The 18,470-nt window shown below is 68.3% G+C and carries 9 protein-coding genes, 1 tRNA gene and 2 pseudogenes; 10 read left to right on the forward strand and 2 right to left on the reverse strand.

Annotation, left to right across the window (positions count from 1 at the left end; translation table 11 throughout):
* Positions 1–190: 190 nt before the first annotated feature.
* The 4 genes from tmk (at position 191) to ACFYNU_RS25145 (ending at position 6,719) form a co-directional block, all read left to right on the forward strand.
* A complete protein-coding gene (gene tmk / locus ACFYNU_RS25130) occupies positions 191–3,520 on the forward strand; it encodes a dTMP kinase (RefSeq protein ID WP_356588782.1) in 3,330 nt (1,109 codons plus the stop codon).
* 178 nt (positions 3,521–3,698) lie between these two features.
* Entirely contained in the window at positions 3,699–4,904 is a 1,206-nt protein-coding gene (locus tag ACFYNU_RS25135) for a DNA polymerase III subunit delta' (RefSeq protein WP_356588780.1), read from the forward strand.
* Between the two features lie 100 nt (positions 4,905–5,004).
* The gene (locus tag ACFYNU_RS25140) at positions 5,005–6,531 is read left to right on the forward strand and encodes an alpha/beta hydrolase (RefSeq protein ID WP_356588778.1); all 1,527 of its coding nucleotides are present in this window, start codon (positions 5,005–5,007) and stop codon (positions 6,529–6,531) included.
* A gap of 114 nt (positions 6,532–6,645) precedes the next feature.
* A tRNA-Thr gene (locus tag ACFYNU_RS25145) sits at positions 6,646–6,719 on the forward strand.
* 121 nt (positions 6,720–6,840) lie between these two features.
* Here ACFYNU_RS25145 and ACFYNU_RS25150 read toward each other — a convergent pair.
* Positions 6,841–7,484, reverse strand: a pseudogene (locus ACFYNU_RS25150) (site-specific integrase); the annotation flags it as partial.
* Between ACFYNU_RS25150 and ACFYNU_RS25155 the strand changes: the two are divergent.
* The 4 genes and pseudogenes from ACFYNU_RS25155 to ACFYNU_RS25170 form a co-directional block, all read left to right on the forward strand.
* A pseudogene (locus ACFYNU_RS25155) lies at positions 7,383–7,637 on the forward strand (NUDIX domain-containing protein); the annotation flags it as partial. The pseudogenes ACFYNU_RS25150 and ACFYNU_RS25155 sit on opposite strands and share 102 nt — an antisense overlap.
* Positions 7,638–7,737: 100 nt before the next feature.
* On the forward strand, positions 7,738–9,258 hold the full coding sequence (locus tag ACFYNU_RS25160; RefSeq protein ID WP_356588776.1) for a class I SAM-dependent DNA methyltransferase: 1,521 nt from the start codon (positions 7,738–7,740) through the stop codon (positions 9,256–9,258).
* A 32-nt stretch (positions 9,259–9,290) separates the two neighbouring features.
* Positions 9,291–10,448 (forward strand): restriction endonuclease subunit S, encoded by a 1,158-nt coding sequence (locus ACFYNU_RS25165; RefSeq protein ID WP_356588774.1) that lies wholly within the window; start codon positions 9,291–9,293, stop codon positions 10,446–10,448.
* 64 nt (positions 10,449–10,512) lie between these two features.
* A complete protein-coding gene (locus tag ACFYNU_RS25170; protein ID WP_356588772.1) occupies positions 10,513–13,974 on the forward strand; it encodes a DEAD/DEAH box helicase family protein in 3,462 nt (1,153 codons plus the stop codon).
* A gap of 243 nt (positions 13,975–14,217) precedes the next feature.
* Here the strand turns inward: ACFYNU_RS25170 and ACFYNU_RS25175 are convergent, their stop codons facing one another.
* On the reverse strand, positions 14,218–15,087 hold the full coding sequence (locus ACFYNU_RS25175; RefSeq protein WP_356588770.1) for a hypothetical protein: 870 nt from the start codon (positions 15,085–15,087) through the stop codon (positions 14,218–14,220).
* A 265-nt stretch (positions 15,088–15,352) separates the two neighbouring features.
* Between ACFYNU_RS25175 and ACFYNU_RS25180 the strand changes: the two genes are divergently transcribed.
* Complete coding sequence (locus tag ACFYNU_RS25180) at positions 15,353–17,737, forward strand: histidine kinase (protein ID WP_356588768.1); 2,385 nt, start codon at positions 15,353–15,355, stop codon at positions 17,735–17,737.
* Positions 17,734–18,411, forward strand: coding sequence for a response regulator transcription factor (locus ACFYNU_RS25185; RefSeq protein WP_356588766.1), 678 nt, complete (start codon positions 17,734–17,736; stop codon positions 18,409–18,411). Before ACFYNU_RS25180 ends, ACFYNU_RS25185 begins: the two co-directional genes overlap by 4 nt.
* Positions 18,412–18,470 lie beyond the last annotated feature (59 nt).

Genomic DNA, 18,470 nt, shown 5'->3' on the forward strand with positions numbered 1-18,470 from the left:
GGCCTCCTCAAGGAGGCGCGGGCGCCCCGCTCCCGACGAACGAACGGCCGCCGCACGAACGATGTACGACCGCGCGCGACCGCCGCGACCGCCGCACGGAGTCTCCACCGGAACCGCCCGGAGACCCGTGCGGCGGTCGTTTGTTCGGGCGGGCCTCCGAGGACCTGCGGGCTCCGGATAGGCTGGGCGGATGACGCGAGCCGAGCAGCCAACGGTCGTGAGCCCCACCTCCGACTCCGACGCACTTGCCGCAGACTCACGAGAGCGTGCCGTACGAGCTTTGTTGCGCTTCCCCCCGCTACGGCGGTTGTGGGGCGCACAGCTCGTGGGCGGCATCGGCGATGCACTCGCCCTGCTCGTGCTTCTGCTGCTGTCGTTGCAGGCGGCGGTCGCCGAGGGCTCGTTCGGGGCGGGGTACCGGGGTGTGGCGTTCGCCGTCGCCGCGGTGTTCGCCGCCCGGATCCTTGCCACTGTGCTCTTCGGAGCCGTACTCCTCGGGCCGCTCTCCGCCCTCACCGCCCCCGGACCGAGGGGAGACGCGGCCGGGGCCAAGGGCGATGCCAAGAACGACAGCAAGAGCGACAGCAAGAGCGATGCCAAGGGCGGACCGCTGGACCGTCGCTGGACGATGATCGGGGCCGACGGCGTACGCCTCGCGCTGCTCATCGTCGCGCCGCTCTGGCTCGACTGGAGCCCCGACAACGCACTTCCCATCCTTCTCAGTACGGTCTTCGTCGCCGGCGTGGCCGAGCGCTTCTGGACGGTGGCCAAGGAGAGCGCGGCGCCCGCCCTGCTCCCGGCCGCGCCCCCGGAAGGCGCCGCCGTACGCCCGGTGCCCGACCATCTCGACGCGCTGCGGCGGCTCTCGCTGCGCACCAGCTTCGTCGCGATCCCCACGGCCGCCGCGGTCCTGCTGATCGTCACGCTGATCAGCAATCTGCTCGGTACCGGCGTGGAGTGGTTCTCGCTGCACCAGGCGGCCCTTGGGTCGTACGTCGCGGCCGGTCTGTTCGCGGCGTCCGTGTCGACCCTGTTCATGCTGGAGCTGCCCGGCGGCCTCACCCCGCGCCCGCGCTCGCCGCTCGAAGGTCTGCGCCGCCCGACCACCGGAACCGGTCCGGACAAGGGCCGTACGGGCGCGGTGCCGCTGCTCGTCTTCGCCTGCGCGGCCGTCGCCGCCGCCGTCGCGTCCGCCGCCGCCGTCTCCGTACTGCACGCCAAGGACCTGGGCGGCGGGCCCGTCGCCTTCGCCCTCCTGATCCTCGCCCTGACGGGCGGCGTGGGAGCCGGTATCCGGGGCGCCGGGAAGGTGCTGCCGGGGCTGTCCCGCCGCCGGCTGTTCGCGCTGGCGATCGCCTTCACCGGCGTCGCGCTGCTGGTCACCGGGCTCGTACCGGACACGGCGACCGTACTGCTCGTCGCGCTGCTCGCCGGTGTGTCCGCGGGCGTCGCGGCCGGCACCGGTCACGGGCTGATCGACCAGGAGACCGAGGAGTACCGGCGAGGCCGGCACACCGACCATCTCCAGGCCGTCGTACGGGTCTACATCGCGCTCGGCGCCGTCGTGGCGCCCGTACTGGCCGCCGCCATCGGCCCGCACCGGCTGGCCTCCGGCGACTTCGTCTTCGCGCACGGCGGCGCCGCCTTCACACTGATGCTGGTCGGCGCGCTGCTGCTGCCCGTGGCCGCCGTCGTACTCGCGAAGACCGACGACCGGTCCGGCGTACCGCTGCGGCGTGATCTGCGTGACGCGCTGCGCGGCGGCGCCGACCCGGCGCAGGCCCAGGCGGCGAACGGTTTCTTCCTCGCCATAGAAGGCGGCGACGGCGCCGGGAAGTCGACCCAGGTCGAGGCACTCGCGGAGTGGATCCGCGCCAAGGGCCACGAGGTCGTCGTGACCCGCGAGCCGGGCGCGACACCCGTCGGCAAGCGGCTGCGCTCGATCCTGCTCGACGTGTCGAGCGCCGGACTGTCCAACCGCGCGGAGGCCCTGCTGTACGCCGCCGACCGCGCGGAGCACGTCGACTCGGTCGTACGCCCCGCCCTGGAGCGCGGCGCGATCGTCATCTCGGACCGCTACATCGACTCCTCCGTGGCCTACCAGGGCGCCGGGCGGGATCTGGCGCCGACCGAGATCGCGCGAATCTCGCGCTGGGCCACGGACGGTCTCGTACCGAATCTGACGGTGCTGCTCGACGTCTCGCCCGAGGCGGCGCGCGAGCGCTTCACGGAGGCGCCGGACCGGCTGGAGTCCGAGCCCGCCGAATTCCATCAGCGGGTACGGGACGGCTTCCTCACGCTGGCCGCCTCCGACCCGGCCCGTTATCTGGTGGTGGACGGGGCGCAGGAGCCCGAGGCCGTCACCACCGTCGTACGGCACCGGCTCGACCAGATGCTGCCGCTGTCCGCCGCCGAGGTACAGGCGCAGGAGGACGCGCGGAAGGCCGCCGCCGAGGAGGCGCGGCGCCGGGCCGAGGAAGAGGCCGCGCGGAAGGCCGAGGAGGAGCGCCAGGAGCGCGAGCGGCAGGCGCAGCTCGCCAAGCTCCGGGCCGAGGAGGAGGAGCGCAAGCGCCGCGAGCTGGAGGAGGCGCGGCAGCGCGAGACCGAACGGCAGGCGATGGAGGCGAGGGAGCGGGCCGAGGAGGCGCGCAGGCTCGCCGAGGAGGAGCGCGTACGGCGCGAGGCCGAGGAGGCGACGCGGCGCGCGGAGCAGGAGCGGTTGCGGCGGCTGGCCGAGGAGCAGAGCCGGCTCCGGGCGGAGGCCGAGGAGCGGCGGCGCGAGAAGCAGCGCAAGGCGGAGGAGGCGCTGCTGCGGGCGGAGGAGTCGCGGCGGCTGAGGGAGGCCGCTGAGGCCGAGGCTGCGGCTGCGGAGGCTGCGGCTGCGGAGGCGGCGCGGGGTGAACGGGGCGAGTCGGACAGCGAGTTGACGGTCCCGACGCCGGTCGTGCAGCCGCCGTCCGAGGGTACGGCCGGGGGGAAGCGGGTGGTCGCCCCGGACGACGCGACGCAGGAGGTGCCGACGCAGGAGGTGCCGGCGCGGCCGGGCGACAACTCCGGTGCGGACAACGACGAGACGCGGGTGATCCCGAAGGTTCCGGACCCGGGTGACGGGCACGGGCACGTGCGTGGACAGGGGTCGGGGTCGGGCGCGGCGAATCGGGCGGCCGACGAGACGGCGGTACTGCCTTCGGTACGGGATGTTCCGGACGCCCCCGTGGCGCGTCCCGCCGACCGGGCGGCAGACGAGACCGCCAAGTTGCCTCCGGTACGGGACGCCGACCCGGCCGACCGGGTGCCGCCGGGCTACTTCCGGGACGACGAGCAGCCGGCGCCGCACACCTCGCTGGGCGACGACCGGACGCGCGAGCTGCCGCAGGTCGATCCGGAGCGGCCGGCCCGGCGTCGTTCGGACTGGGCGGAGGAGACTCCGCTGGACGACCTTCCGACGCTGGCCGACGAACTGCTCGGTCCGCACGACGATGACGACGACAGCACGGGCAGGGCGCGCGGCGGTCGCTGAGAGCGGGCCGGGGGCCGGGCGGGGTCGGATGTCGGCCTCCGCCCGGCCCTCGTCCGTTTCCGCCAGGCTTCCGGGCAGGGGGATGGGGGGACGGGATTGTCAGACCCTGCCCCCACAATGGATCTCGAAGCGGCGCACGACTCGAAAGCGGCGCACAACTCGGAGGCGGTGACGGCACATGACCGTATGGGACGACCTGGTCGGGCAGGACCGTATCGCCGAGACGCTCACCGCGGCGGCCCGTGACGCTGACGCCCGTGTCACGGCCGAGTCCTCGGGCACCCCGCCGCCCGAGTCGACGAAGATGACGCACGCGTGGCTGTTCACCGGCCCGCCGGGCTCCGGCCGTGCCACCGCCGCCAGGGCCTTCGCCGCCGCTCTCCAGTGCACCAGCCCGGACCGCGCGCTGGGCGGAGTGCCCGGCTGCGGATTCTGCGACGGCTGCCACACGAGCCTCATCGGTACGCACGCGGACGTCGAGGTCATCCGCACCGACCTGCTCTCCATCGGCGTCAAGGACACCAGGGAGCTGGTCCGCCGGGCCCAGCTTTCCCCGGCCGTCGGACGGTGGCAGGTCATCGTCCTCGAAGACGCGGACAGGCTCACCGAGGGCGCGGGCAATGTGCTGCTGAAGGCCGTCGAGGAGCCCGCGCCCCGTACGGTCTGGCTGCTCTGCGCCCCTTCGCTGGAAGACGTCCTGCCCACGATCCGCTCCCGCTGCCGCCATCTCACCCTCCGTACGCCACCGGTGGCCGCCGTGGCGGACGTCCTGATGAGGCGCGACGGCATCGAGCCGGAGGCCGCCGCAGCAGCCGCGCGCGCCACCCAGGGACACATCGGCCGCGCCCGCCGGCTCGCCACGGACGAACGGGCCCGCGCCCGTCGCGCCACCGTCCTGAAGGTCCCGCTGCGCGTCGACGACATCGGTGGCTGCCTCCGGGCCGCCCAGGAACTCATCGACGCGGCGGGGGAGGACTCCAAGCAGGTCGCCGAGGACGTGGACGTCAAGGAGACCGAGGACATGAAGGCCGCCCTCGGCGCCGCGCCGGGCGGCCGGATGCCGCGTGGCACGGCGGGCGTCATGAAGGACCTGGCGGACCGCCAGAAGCGCCGCTCCACCCGTACGCAGCGCGACAGCCTCGATCTGGCGCTCACCGATCTGACGGGCTTCTACCGGGACGTGCTGGCGATCCAGTTCGGCTCCCGGATCGGGCTGGCCAACGACGACGTACGGGACGCGCTCGACCGGATCGCGAGAGCGTCGACCCCGGAGGCGACGCTGCGCCGCATAGAGGCGATCGTGGCCTGCCGTCAGGCTCTCGACCGCAATGTGGCACCGCTGCTGGCGGTCGAGGCGATGACGGTGTCGCTGCGGGCCGGCTGAGCCGCGCCCTGCCGCCCGGCCGCCCTGCCGTCCGGCACGGGGAGTCACCCGTACGGACACAGAAAGGGGACACTTACCCCACGGCGGCTAGGCTCCTCGAATGGACTTCAGGCGCCTCTTCCGTCTCTCCGCCACCGGGCTCGCCGCAGGCGTTCTGCTCGTCTCCGGCTGCACGTCAGGTGGTTCGTCGTCGGGCGGGGAGTCGGCGGAGTCCGGGGCGCCGACGGAGCTGAAGAAGTACTACGCGCAGAAGCTCGACTGGCGCGGGTGCGGTGTCCCCGGCTTCCAGTGCGCCACGATGAGGGCGCCGCTCGACTACGACAAGCCGAACGGCTCCGAGATCAAACTGGCGGTGGCCCGCAAGAAGGCGACCGGCCCCGGGAAGCGAATCGGCTCCCTCCAGGTGAATCCCGGCGGCCCCGGCGGCTCGGCCGTCGACTATCTCCAGGGGTACGCGGGCATCGGCTACCCCGCCCCGGTCCGCGCGCGCTACGACATGGTGGCGATGGACCCGCGCGGGGTGTCCCGCAGCGCGCCCGTCGAATGCTTCACCGGCAAGGAGATGGACGCCTACACCCAGGTCGACCAGACTCCCGACGACATGGCCGAGCAGAACCTCCTGGCGGCCTCCTACAAAAAGCTCGCGCGCGGCTGCGCCAAGCGCGCGGCCGAACTGCTTCCCCACGTCTCCACCGTCGAGGCGGCCCGGGACATGGACGTCTTCCGCGCCGTCGTGGGCGACAAGAAGCTGACGTACGTCGGGGCGTCGTACGGCACGTTCCTCGGCGCCACATACGCCGAACTCTTCCCCACCCGCGTGGGCCGCCTCGTCCTTGACGGCGCGATGGACCCCTCCCTGCCGTCCGCCGAACTCAACGGCGACCAGACGGCGGGCTTCGAGACGGCCTTCGAGGCGTTCGCGGCCGACTGCCTCAAGCAGCCGGACTGCCCGTTGGGCCCGGGCTCGCCGGCCGACGCGGGCCGTCGCATGAAGGATTTCTTCAACACCCTCGACACCAAGCCGATCCCGACCGGTGAGCCTCGCAAACTGGGCGAGTCCCTGGCGACGACAGGTGTGATCAACGCCATGTACGACGAGTCGGCCTGGCCCGGCCTCCGCGACTCCCTCAGGAGCGCGATGGACGGCGACGGCTCCGGGCTGCTCGCCCTGGCCGACAGCTACTACGAACGCGAGGGCGACGGCTCCTACACGAACCTCATGTACGCCAACGCGGCCGTGAACTGCCTGGACCTCCCGGCCGCCTACGCGAAGCCCGCCGAGGTCGAGAAGGCGGTGCCCTCCTTCCAGAAGGCCTCCCCGGTCTTCGGCGAGGGCCTCGCCTGGGCGTCCCTGAACTGCGCCTACTGGCCGACGAAGGCGACCGGCACCCCCCACCGCATCGAGGCGAAGGGCGCGCCCCCGATCCTCGTGGTCGGCACCACCCGCGACCCGGCGACCCCCTACAAATGGGCCCAGTCCCTCGCCGACCAGCTCTCCTCGGGCGTCCTGCTGACGTACGACGGCGACGGCCACACGGCGTACGGCCGGGGCAGCGACTGCGTGGACACGGCGATCAACACCTACCTCCTCGAAGGCACCCCACCGAAGAACGGCAAGAAGTGCTGACCACACCCCCCTCCCCACCCGAGGACTGGTGCGGGGCACCCCCAAGAACCCTGTAGACTTGGCGCCGCTGCTGATGCGAACCTGACCGTGCGCGGACAGACAACTCCGCAGCTTGCCGCCTTAGCTCAGTTGGCCAGAGCAACGCACTCGTAATGCGTAGGTCTCGGGTTCGAATCCCGAAGGCGGCTCGGAATTACCCCAGGACTCACTCGCCGTGACCTGGGGTTTTTTCATGTCTGGGGGCATGCCGAGCCGCACGACGAGGACGCCGTGGAAGTGCTTGCGTGAGCGGAGCCGCTCGGGGACCTGCTTCTCGGGCTTTCGGCGCTTGGCCTTCTCCTTCTTCGCCGCCTTGCGTGTTGCCTTCTCGGCTTCGGCCTTGTGCTGGAGAGGGACGAGTTTCGCGGTCGCCTCGGCGGCGTTCTTGCCGACCTGAGCAACGACCAGGCGCTCGAAGAGGTCGGCACCTTGCCGGGGTGGAGCCAGGAACCGTCTTCCTGAGTGAAGACGTGGCCGGTCTCGCCCCAGGCCGAACTCCACTCCTCGCGGTCCGCGTCCTGCCGTTCGCGGTGCCGCTTCAGAACGTTGACGGTGTCGTCATCGAGCGCGACCACCCGGTAGCCGCTGTCGGTCTTGGGGTCCGATGCCTCTACCTCCCAGCCGCCCTGCACGAGTTGGGAGGAGACGGTGAGGAGGTGAGCGTCGAGGTTCGTCTCCGATCGTGGTTGCCGCATGCCTCGCCACGGCGCAGGCCGCGGAATGCGATCAGGTGCCACATCGCGAACAAACCGGTCTTCGTCGACGAAGTCGAGGTCGGTGCCGGTTTGTTGGGGCGTCCAGACCATCTCGACGTGGGCGGCCGGATTGAAGGTGAGGATCTGCTTTCCGATCGCGTCGTCCTCCTCCAGCGCAGCCAGAACGCCAAGTTCGCCCAGTGGATGCGGGATCTTCCTGTCGGCAAGAGCGGACCCGGCGAGCCCATCACCGAAACCGCCGTACGCGAACTGTGTGAGGAGACCGGGCTGAACGAGAAGCCTGAGGCCCCAAAGGGCGCGCACATTCTCCACGGAGCCCGGGGCGTCGAAGCTCCCAACAGCTTCCTCACCTACTCCACTTCACCGGCTTTGGACCGCTGCGGCCTTGGTGTACTTCTCACTTAACTGCTGATGACGCTCGTGTGTTGGTGGGCTGCGCTAGCCTGCTTTGGTGATTACAGGTGAGCTGAAGAGCAAGATCGATCGACTGTGGGACGCCTTCTGGTCAGGAGGTATCTCCAACCCGCTGGAGGTCATCGAGCAGATCACCTACCTGATGTTCATCCGGCGCCTCGACATCCTGGAGCAGGCCAAGGAGAACAGGGCCAATCGCACCGGGCGGCCGGTCGAGAACCCGATCTACGCGGACGATGCCCAGGTTCTACGCTGGTCGGTGTTCGTCAACGAGTCCCCCGAGAACATGCTCATTCGGGTGCGTGATGGAGTCTTCCCCTGGCTGCGCGCGCTGGGTGGTGAGGACTCCACCTATGCGCACCACATGAAGGACGCACGCTTCACCATCACGACCTCGAACCTCCTTTCCAAGGCCGTTGACATGCTGAATGGCATCGACATGGGCGACAAGGACACCAAAGGCGACCTGTACGAGTACATGCTCAGCAAGATCGCCACAGCTGGGCAGAACGGACAGTTCCGTACACCCCGGCACATCATCCAGCTGATGGTGGAGATGATGGCCCCGCAGCCCGGCGACAAAATCTGCGACCCGGCGTGCGGCACGGCCGGGTTCCTAGTCGCCTCCGCCGAGCACGTCGAGCGCGTGCACCGAGAGGCGTTGTTCGAGCCGGCCCAACGGCAGCACTTCAACAAGAGCATGTTCCACGGCTTCGACTTCGACAGCACCATGCTCCGCATCGGCAGTATGAACATGCTGCTGCACTCGGTCGAGAACCCCGACATCCGGTATCGCGACTCACTCGCCCAGAGCGCGGCAGGCGAGGCCGACCGATACTCGCTGATCCTCGCCAACCCACCCTTCGCTGGAAGCCTCGACTACGACGCCACGGCGGCCGACCTGCAGAAGGTCGTCAAGACCAAGAAGACCGAGCTGCTGTTTCTCGCCCTCTTCCTGCGCCTGCTCAAGCCCGGCGGCCGGGCCGCAGTCATCGTCCCGGACGGCGTGCTGTTCGGCTCCACCAAGGCTCACAAGGAGCTACGAAAGCTGCTCGTCGAAGGCCACAAGCTGGATGCGGTAGTCAAGCTGCCGGGCGGCGTCTTCAAACCGTATGCAGGAGTCTCCACGGCGATCCTGTTCTTCACCAAGACAAACAGCGGCGGCACGGACAACGTCTGGTTCTACGAGGTCACTGCGGATGGCTGGAGCTTGGACGACAAGCGCACGCCGCTGCTGGGGGCGGACAAGCTCGGACCGCTTGTGGGCGACGGCGAGCTGAGCGGGAACGAGCACGGCAAAAACAACCTGCCCGACGTACTGGCCCGCTGGCGACGCCGCAACGGCAGTGAGCAGGAGCGGGTGCGGACAGAGCAGAGCTTCTGTGTCCCCAAGGCCGACATTGCCGCGCAGGGCTACGACCTGAGCATCAACCGGTACAAAGAGATCGTCCACGAGGATGTCGAGCACCGCGCACCGAGTGACATCATGGATGAACTGGCTCAGATCGAAGCGGGAATTCAGCAGGGGATGAGCGAGCTCAAGGGGATGCTGGGATGAGCCGCCCAGATATGATTTCGCTGGAATCTTTCATGGCAGTCAAGACCGGAAACGTAAATCCCGCGAACTATCCGGACGAGATTTTTGACCTCTACAGCATCCCGGCCTTTGACTCCGGTAAATCAGAGTTGACAGTCGGCAACAGGATCGGATCCCCCAAGCAGGTTGTGCAGCCGGGCGATGTTCTTCTCGCGAAGATCGTCCCTCATATCCGACGATGCTGGATCGTTGGCAAGAACCGAGGCAAGCGCATCATTGCTTCCGGGGAGTGGATCGTTTTTCGTCCGGCAGGCGATATTGATGCAAACTACTTGCGTCACGTCCTGGTTGGTGATTCATTCCATGCGCAGTTCATGAATACTGTTGCCGGTGTCGGGGGCTCCCTGATGCGCGCGCGCCCTGTGTTCGTGGCGCAGATCAAGATTCCCGTGCCGCCCCTAGCTGAGCAGGAACGAATTGCGCAGGTGCTGGACCATGTGAACGCACTGCGCGCCAGGCGTCGCCAGGCCATCTCTCTCCTTGACGTTCTCACCCAGTCCATCTTTGTTGAAATGTTCGGCGACCCTGTCCGCAACCCCAAGGGGTGGCCAATGAAGACAATTGGCGACCTCATCGAATCGGCGAGCTACGGAACAAGCGAGAAGGCGAGCGAAGAGGGAGATATCCCTGTTCTGCGGATGGGTAACATCACTTCTTCGGGGCAGATTGATCTAAGTGATCTCAAGTTTATGGATCGCCCTACCGTGAGTGTAAAGTATTTGATCCGCCGTGGTGATGTTCTGTTCAATCGAACAAATAGCGCGGACTTGGTCGGTAAAACTGCAATCTACCGCGGGAGTGACGAGCTCGCCTATGCTGGCTACCTTATTCGCATGCGTGTGAATAAGGAGAATGATCCAGAATATCTGGCGGCATTTCTCAACACGCCGTACGCTAAACGCGTCCTCAGGGGGATGTGTAAAAGCATTGTAGGCATGGCGAACATCAACGCTCGAGAGCTCCAAAATATCAATGTCGCTGAACCGCCGCTGAACTTGCAGGTAGATTACGCGAAGCGTGTTGAGGTTATTGAGTCACTCAGGGAAATTCAGCGGCGTCACCTCGTGGAGCTTGATACCCTGTTCGCGTCGCTCCAGAACCGTGCGTTCCGTGGCGATCTATGGCTGGACGAGGCTGTGCCCGCCGCCTAATGCGGCATCGCGCTGCCTTATGCCACTTCCGCCCGCCTGTATTGGCCAGTGAAAGGTCACCAACGTGAGTAATTACGGGTTTCTGCAGGCCGAGTGGCCGGAGCTGCACCGCGAGGCGGTGCATGCCGAGCGGCTGGCATACGCAGACCCGAGAGCGTCCGCGTTCTACGCACGCCGAGTGCTGGAACTCGCGGTGGCGTGGCTGTTCGATGCCGATGACACGCTCAAATTGCCGTATCGACGCGATTTAGCGGCACTGATTGCTGAGCCGACCTTGGTGAAGGCAGCCGGCCCTGCCGTGCGGGCGAAGATGGATGTGATTCGTCGGCAGGGCAATATCGCTGTGCACCGCAAGACCCCCGTCGGTCCGAAGGATGCGGTGCGCACGCTCGCTGAGCTGTTCCATGTCCTGTACTGGATGGCCCGTACCTACACCCGCGATCAAGTTCAACTGCCCGCGTCCACGCTCGCGTTCGACACGGCACTGATACCTCGACCGGTCCCGGCGGAGGTACGAATCGCCAAGCAGGCCGAGCTGAAGGCGCAGGCGGAGAAGTACACCGTGCAGGATGCCGCGCTGGTCGCAGAGCGGAAGAAGAACCAGGATCTCGATGCCGAGATCGCAGAGCTGCGCGCACAGATCAAGGCGGCCAAGGTCGCGAACGAGGCGCAGCCGGACACGCACAACTACAACGAAGCCGAGACCCGCACCCTGATCATCGATCTTCTTCTCAAAGAGGCCGGCTGGGAGCTGGATCAGCCGAGGGATCGCGAATACCCGGTCACGGGGCTGCCCACATCGGCCGCGCCCTCTGGCAAAGGCAAGGTTGACTACGTCCTGTGGGACGACGACGGCAAACCCTTGGCCGTCGTCGAGGCCAAGCGAACCACCCGCGACCCGCAGCAGGGCAAATTTCAAGCGACCGTCTACGCCAAGGCTCTGGAAGATGAATTCAAGCAGCGGCCGGTAATCTTTTACACCAACGGCTACCGTACGTACCTGTTCGATGACCTGAACTACCCGCCCCGTGAGGTCCAGGGGTTCTACACCAAGGATGAGCTTCGTCTCTTGGTCCAGCGGCGGGTGAGCCGCCGCAGCCTCGCCAAACTGCCGATCAACGAGCAGATCGCCGGCCGTCACTATCAGTCCCGCGCGATAAGACGGATTGCTGACTCCTTCGAAAAAGACTCCCTGCGCCACGCCCTGCTCGTAATGGCGACCGGCTCTGGCAAGACCCGTACCGTCATCGCGCTGAGCGACTTGATGATGCGCGCCAACTGGGCCAAGCGCATCCTCTTCCTTGCCGACCGAACAGCCCTGGTCAAGCAGGCCACGAACGCGTTCAAGCAGCACCTGCCTGGTGCTCCAGTGGTCAATCTGCTGGAGGAGAAGGATCCCAACGCGCGAGTGTTCGTCTCCACATATCCCACGATGATGAATCTGATCGACCAGACCGATGCCGCGGGTCGCCGTACTTTCGGCCCTGGCTTCTTCGACCTGATTGTCATCGATGAGGCACATCGCTCGATCTACCAGCGATATGGCGCGATCTTCGACTACTTCGACACGCTTCTTGTTGGCTTGACGGCGACGCCCAAGGGCGAAGTCGACCGGAACACCTATCGCCGCTTCGAACTTGAGGACGGGGTCCCCACTGACGTCTATAGCCTGGACGAGGCGGTGGCCGAGGGCTACCTTGTGGCGCCGCGGGCTGTCGATGTCCCGCTGAAGTTTCAGCGTGGCGGCATTAAATACGACGACCTGTCCGACGAGGACAAGGAGAAGTGGGACGAGACAGAGTGGAGCGAGGACGGTCAAATCCCGGATGAGATCACCACGGAGGAACTAAACAAGTACCTATTCAACGCAGACACCGTCGACAAGGTCCTCCAGACCCTTATGGCGCACGGTCTGAAGGTCGACGGCGGAGACAAGCTCGGCAAGACCATCATCTTCGCCGCCAACAACCGCCATGCGGAGTTCATCGCAGAGCGGTTCGACAAGAACTACCCGCACCTCAAGGGTGCCTTCGCACAGGTCATCACCTATCGCACGGAGTACGCCCAAAGCCTGATTGATAAGTTCTCCGACGCTGCGGAGCTTCCGCAGATCGCTATCTCCGTGGACATGCTGGACACTGGCATCGACGTCCCTGAAGTTGTCAACCTTGTGTTCTTCAAACTGGTGCGATCCAAGACGAAGTTCTGGCAGATGGTCGGCCGTGGTACCCGCCTCGCACCGGATCTCTTCGGCCCGAACCGAAGCAAGGACGGCTTCCTGGTCTTCGACCTATGTCAAAACATCGAGTTTTTCAACCAGAACCTGATGCGCGCCGAGGGAAAGGTCGCCCCCTCTCTGAGTCAGCGGATTTTCGAGCGTCGTGCTGACTTGCTCCTTGCCCTCGATGGGGAAGTAATCCCTGAACAAAAGGCAGCCGCGGAGTCGGTCGTACGCCCCGAGTCCGACGGCACGGTCAGCGAGGTCGGCTTGCGCTGGGACCTTGCCACCCGGCTGCACGATGAGGTTGCGGCGATGAACCCGGACAACTTCCTGGTCCGCCCCCACCGCGAGCAGATCGAAGCCTTCGCTGACTTCGACGCGTGGCTTGCGTTCACCCCTGACGCGCATGGCGAGGCCGTTGATCATTTGGCCGGCCTCCCAACGGCTTTCCGCGACAAGGACGACACCGGTGAGGAGGCTAAGCGATTCGACTTGCTCGCGCTCCGGCTCCAACTCGCCGTCCTTAATGGCGACCCAGGCTTCACTCGCCTGCGGGACCAGGCCCAGGAGATCGCGTCCACCTTGCTCGATCAGCTGACCATTCCTGCGGTTAAGGCCCAGCAACTCCTCCTCGACGAGGTCGCAGGAGATGAATGGTGGCAGGGCGTGACGCTGCCACTGCTGGAGACGATGCGCCGCCGCCTGCGCGGACTTGTCCGACTGATCGAGAAGACCAAGCGCAGCATCGTCTACACCGACTTTGAAGACGAGCTCGGCGATCTGACCGCTGCCGCGCTCAGAGGTATGGAGGTCGGCACCGACCTCACGCGTTTTGAGCAGAAGATCCGTATCTACCTCAACACGCACCAGGACCAACTTGCCGTCCAGAAGATCCGTCGCAACCAGCAGATCACTGCCACGGACCTGTCACAGCTGGAGCAGATCTTCGTCGAGGCGGGCCTTGGCACTACAGCGGACATTGATTACATCAAGGACGCCAAGGGCGGCCTCGGCCTGTTCCTGCGGTCTCTGACAGGACTGGAGCGGGAGGCGGCGGCCCTGGCCTTCGATAGGTTCCAGCAGAGTAAGACGTTCACAGTGAACCAGCTCCGCTTCCTCAACGAACTGATCGACTATCTGGCGCGCAACGGCACGATCGATGTTGACGCGCTGTATGAATCGCCGTTCACCGCGCTTGCCCCGACAGGTCCCGAGGCAATTTTTCCTGAGGCCGAGGTGGACGTGATGGTGTCTGTCATCCACTCAGTCCGCTCCACCGCTGTCGCCGCCGATGGCGCGGCCTGATCAACTAGGCACAGACGAGAAGCAGTGCGTGAAGAGAAAGTCACCGCTGAGTGTCCAGGGGCGGGCAGCCTGGGCGCATGGACGAGAACGCCGTGGATGAGTCTTGTGTCAGACGTCAGTACTTGCCGTCATGATTGTGCAAGCCCTCGTAATGCGTAGGTCTCGGGTTCGAATCCCGAAGGCGGCTCAGGGGAAGCCCCGGAACTCGCTCGTCGTGATCCGGGGCTTCCGGCTGTTCGGGGGTCAGATGCTGTGTCTGCGGGGTGGCGTGGGGGCCGGTGTGTGGGGGGTTGGGTGGTGGGTGGTGGAGTGGCGGCGCTGTGGGGGCGTCGTTGGTGAGTAGTGGGACGCCGATGAGGTGGGCGTGGTGGGGAGGGGGTGTGGGGGGAGGTTGGAGGAACGTTTCTTCGTGTAGTTCTCGTAAGCGGGGTAGAGCAGGCGGCCGATCTCCGCGACTCCGACCACTACTGCGCCCCCGCTCTGAAGCGGCGGGTACTTCATGCCGGCTCCCGCCGCCATGAAGGCCGCGCCGGCCGCGTGGCCCAGGAGGCCCTTGTCGTCCTTGGCGTCGACGAGGAAGCCCAGTGCCGCGCTGCCGAACGCCACGGTGCCGGCCGCGGGGCTCTCCGAGTAGCCGACGGCCGCGAAGGCGCCCTGCTCCGCCGCGTCGATCAGTGTTCTCTTCCATTCGCCCTTGCCCTGGTGGTACTGCATTCCCGCGGCGGCGAGGTGTGCGACGGAGTTGAGGGCCGGGCCGGAGGTCTTCAGACCGCGGTTGTCGGCGGCTGTCCCGGCCGCCCATACGGCGGTGCCGACGGCGTTGAAGGCGGGCTCCGCGGCCGACTCGCGTTCCTTGTAGCCGTCCTTCACCGCCTTTCCCGCCTGGCGGAGAGCGAGCGCGCCCAGGCCGAACGCGCGGGGTGTGCTGTGCTCCATCCCGTACGCGGCGGCGGTCAGACCCATGGCGGTGATCAGGGCGCCCTTCTCGAACGTCTCCAGGCGCGTTTCCAGTGGCGTCGGACTCGTCCGGTCAACCGTCGGTGCGGGGGAGTTGCCCTCTTCCGCACTCCTCAGACCGTCCGCCGCCTCGGCCGCGTCAGTCGCGTCAGTCATGCGAACACCTTCCGTTCGATCATGAAAAGGTTGACGTTCGCTCACCGCTGGATCAGTGGCCCGCGGACACAACGCAGTTCGTACGAGTACCTCTCGTAACGCCACAACGGGCTCCGGCCACCATGAGTTCACCTCGCGAGGGCCGTGAATGGCGAGCTTGTCGTTCGGGTCCGCCCGGCCCCGTTTCTGCAACCCAGGTAAGAGAGCCGGTTCCGCCTTCAGCCGGAGTCGGGCAGGTCAGCCGGGCCCTAGCCTGGATCTCGATATGAATCGAACCGACGACCGGCTGATTCCGGTCCTGCTGATCTGTGCCCAGGCAGTGGTGTGGCCCGGGGCCGTCCTGCCGCGGGGTGATGTGCCGCGGTCGGTCGACCTTCTGGTGGTGGCCCTGGTCGCCGGACTGGTCGGGGCCGCGCTGGCCCTGCGGCGGGCTCGGCCGGTCGGGGTTCTCGTGCTGGTCGTCACCGTCTGCGCGCTCGGCGCCGGGCCGACGCCCGCGGGGGCCGTCGCCGTGCTGGGGACGGCCGGGGTCGCGCTCGCCCTGTACACCGTGGCGACCGAACGTGACACCTTCACCGCCGTGCTCTGCGTCGTGGCGCTCGCCGCCTGGCAGTTGCTGCACGGCCTCAGCCTGCACGGGCTCAGCGACCGGGACGGGCTCGATGTCGTCCTGACCCTTCTGCTGTACGTCGCCATGTGCGGCGCCGGGCTGCTGGTACGGCGGCGGCGGCGCGCACGGCGGGTCGCCGAACGGGTCCTGAGGCGGGCCGAGGCCGAGCGGCACCGGCTGCCGGCCGTCGAGCGGCGCCGGATGGAGCGCGAACTGCACGACGTCAGCGCCCACCATCTGACGGCCGTGGTCGTCACGGCCGGCGCGGCGCTCGGCCTGCGCGAGCGGCGGCCCGAACTGGCCGACGAGGCACTGGAGTTCGCGGCCGAGACCGGCCGCGAGGTCGGCCGGGCGCTCGGCGCCGTACGGGCGCCCGCGCCCTCGCGGGAGGACGCGCCGTCGCCGGAGGAACGGTTGCGGGAGCTGGTCGCCGGATTCCGCCGGCTGGACCAGCGGGTGGAGTGCGAGATCGATCCCCTGCCGGACGGTGCCGTCGCGGACGCGGCGTACGGGATCGTGCGCGAGGCGCTGACCAACGTGGCGCGGCACGCGGCCGGTGCGGATACGACGGTGCTGTGCCGGTACGGCGACACCCGTACCGAAGTCGTGGTCACGAGCGCCGCGCCGCCGGCGGGTGCGGTCGCGCACGGCGCCGGGCTCGGCTCGGGACGCGGGCAAGGGTTCCTGCGGTCCCGTGCCCGGGAGGCGGGCGGGACGTTGTCCAGCGGGCCGACGGCCGACGGCGGCTGGGAGGTACGCGCGGTGCTGCCCGGCCGTACCGCCGCTCCCGTCGAGCGGTCCGTCACCCGGGGCTACCGGCCGGCGCAGGTCGTGGCCGCCGTCGGTCTCTGTCTTCAGCCGTTGCTCCCTACGCTGGTCGTCAGGTCGGAGAGCGCGTCGAGCGGGTCGCAGGTGTCCGCGGGTGTGCTGTTCGCGTTGCTGGCGGCGGCGCAGGCGCTCGCGCTGTTGTGGCTGCGCCGGGCGCCCCGGGTCGCCCTGGGTGTCCTGTGCGCGCTGGCCCCGCTCTGGCCGGTGGCGATGGCCGTGGGCGAGTACGCCGGTCCGGTCCTGCTGCCGCCCGCGCTGAGCATGATCGCCACCTGCGCGGCGCTCGTGGTGCTCGCGGCGGACGGGGCCCGTGCCGCCGGCGCCGCCGTAGCGGTGGTCGTGCACGCCGGCGCCGTCACCGCCGTCGTACTGGACCGGGGCACGACCCTCCCCGGCTGGGCGGTCGCCGTGTGCGCGGTCGCCGGGTCGTCCCTGGCGGTCGGCGCGGCCCGGTGGGGCGGCACGCTGCGCGGGCGGCGCGACCGGGCCGCGCGGGGAGACCAGGAGGAACGCCTCGCCGCCTGGACCGGGGAGGCCGTACGTGACGCGTGGGCCGAGCGCCGACGTATCGCCGCCGGGCTGGAGACCACCGTGCTGTCGCGTACCGCCGACATGGTCGCGGAGGCGGAGGCGGGCCGGCTCGACACCACCGCCGACCGCGCCCGCGAGGCACTGGCCGCGATGCGCGCCCTGCTCGACACGGTCCGGCAGGGCGAGACGGGGCCCGAACTGCGCCCGCAGCCCACCCTCCAGGCCCTCGACCTGCTCGCCCACCAGTGCCGGGCGACCGGCCGTGACGTGGAGATACGGTTGACCGACCGGGTGCCGGAGCGGCTGCCCACCACGGTGGACCTGGCCGCCTACCACGTCGCCGAGACCGTGCTCTCGGCCGGCGGCGAGGAGCCCGCGAGGCTTGAACTGGACCTCGAAACGGGCGCGGACGGCGACACGTTGACCCTCGCGGCCACCGGGGTGCCGCGCGCCGCCCGCCTCGCCGTGGGGGAGCGGCTGGAGGCCCGGGTCGCCGCGCTCGGGGGCACGCTCGCCACCGATCCGCCGGGTCCGGTCCGACTCCGGCTGCCACTCGGACCGAGTGGTACGACCGGCCCGGCAGCGCCTGCGGTACCGGCAGCACCGGCAGCACCGGCAGCGCCTGCGGCACTCGCGGCACTCGCGGTACCGGCCGAGGACGATGCGGAGAGGGACCGATGAGCCTCAGTGTGCTGGTCGTCGACGACCAGGGCGTCGTACGGGCGGGCTTCGCCGCCGTGATCGACGCCGAGGAGGACATGAGGGTCGTCGGCGAGGGCGCAGACGGCGCAGCCGCCGTACGTCTCGCCGAGGAGCTGGCCCCCGATGTGATCGTCATGGACGTCCGGATGCCCGGACTGGACGGCATCGCCGCCACCCGGATCATCACCGCCCGGCCCCACGCGCCGCGCGTTCTGGTGCTGACCACCTTCGACCTCGACGCGTACGTCTTCGACGCGCTGCGCGCCGGCGCCTCCGGCTTCCTCCTCAAGGACGTACGGCCCGCCGAACTGCTCAGCGGTATCCGGGTGGTGGCCACCGGCGACAGTGTCCTCGCGCCCTCCGCGACCCGTCGGCTCATCGGCCACTACGCGTCGGGAGCCGGTGCCGGGATCCAGGCCGGCGTGGGGGTGCGTGAGCTGGACGGCCTGACCGGCCGCGAGCGGTTCGTCCTCACGCTGGTCGCGGCCGGACTCAACAACACGGAGATCGCCGCCGAACTCGGCATCACCGTCGGCACCGTCAAGTCCCATGTGAACGCGCTGCTGCGCAAGCTCGAACTGCGCGACCGGGTGCAGGCCACGATCCTCGCGTACGACCTCGGCCTTGCCCGCCCGAATCCGCCCGGCACCTGACCGGCACCCGACCGGTCACCTGACCGGGCACCTGAACCGACCTCGACCGACCGACCTCG

The organism is Streptomyces sp. NPDC006643 (assembly GCF_042870175.1).
Classification (GTDB): Bacteria; Actinomycetota; Actinomycetes; order Streptomycetales; family Streptomycetaceae; genus Streptomyces.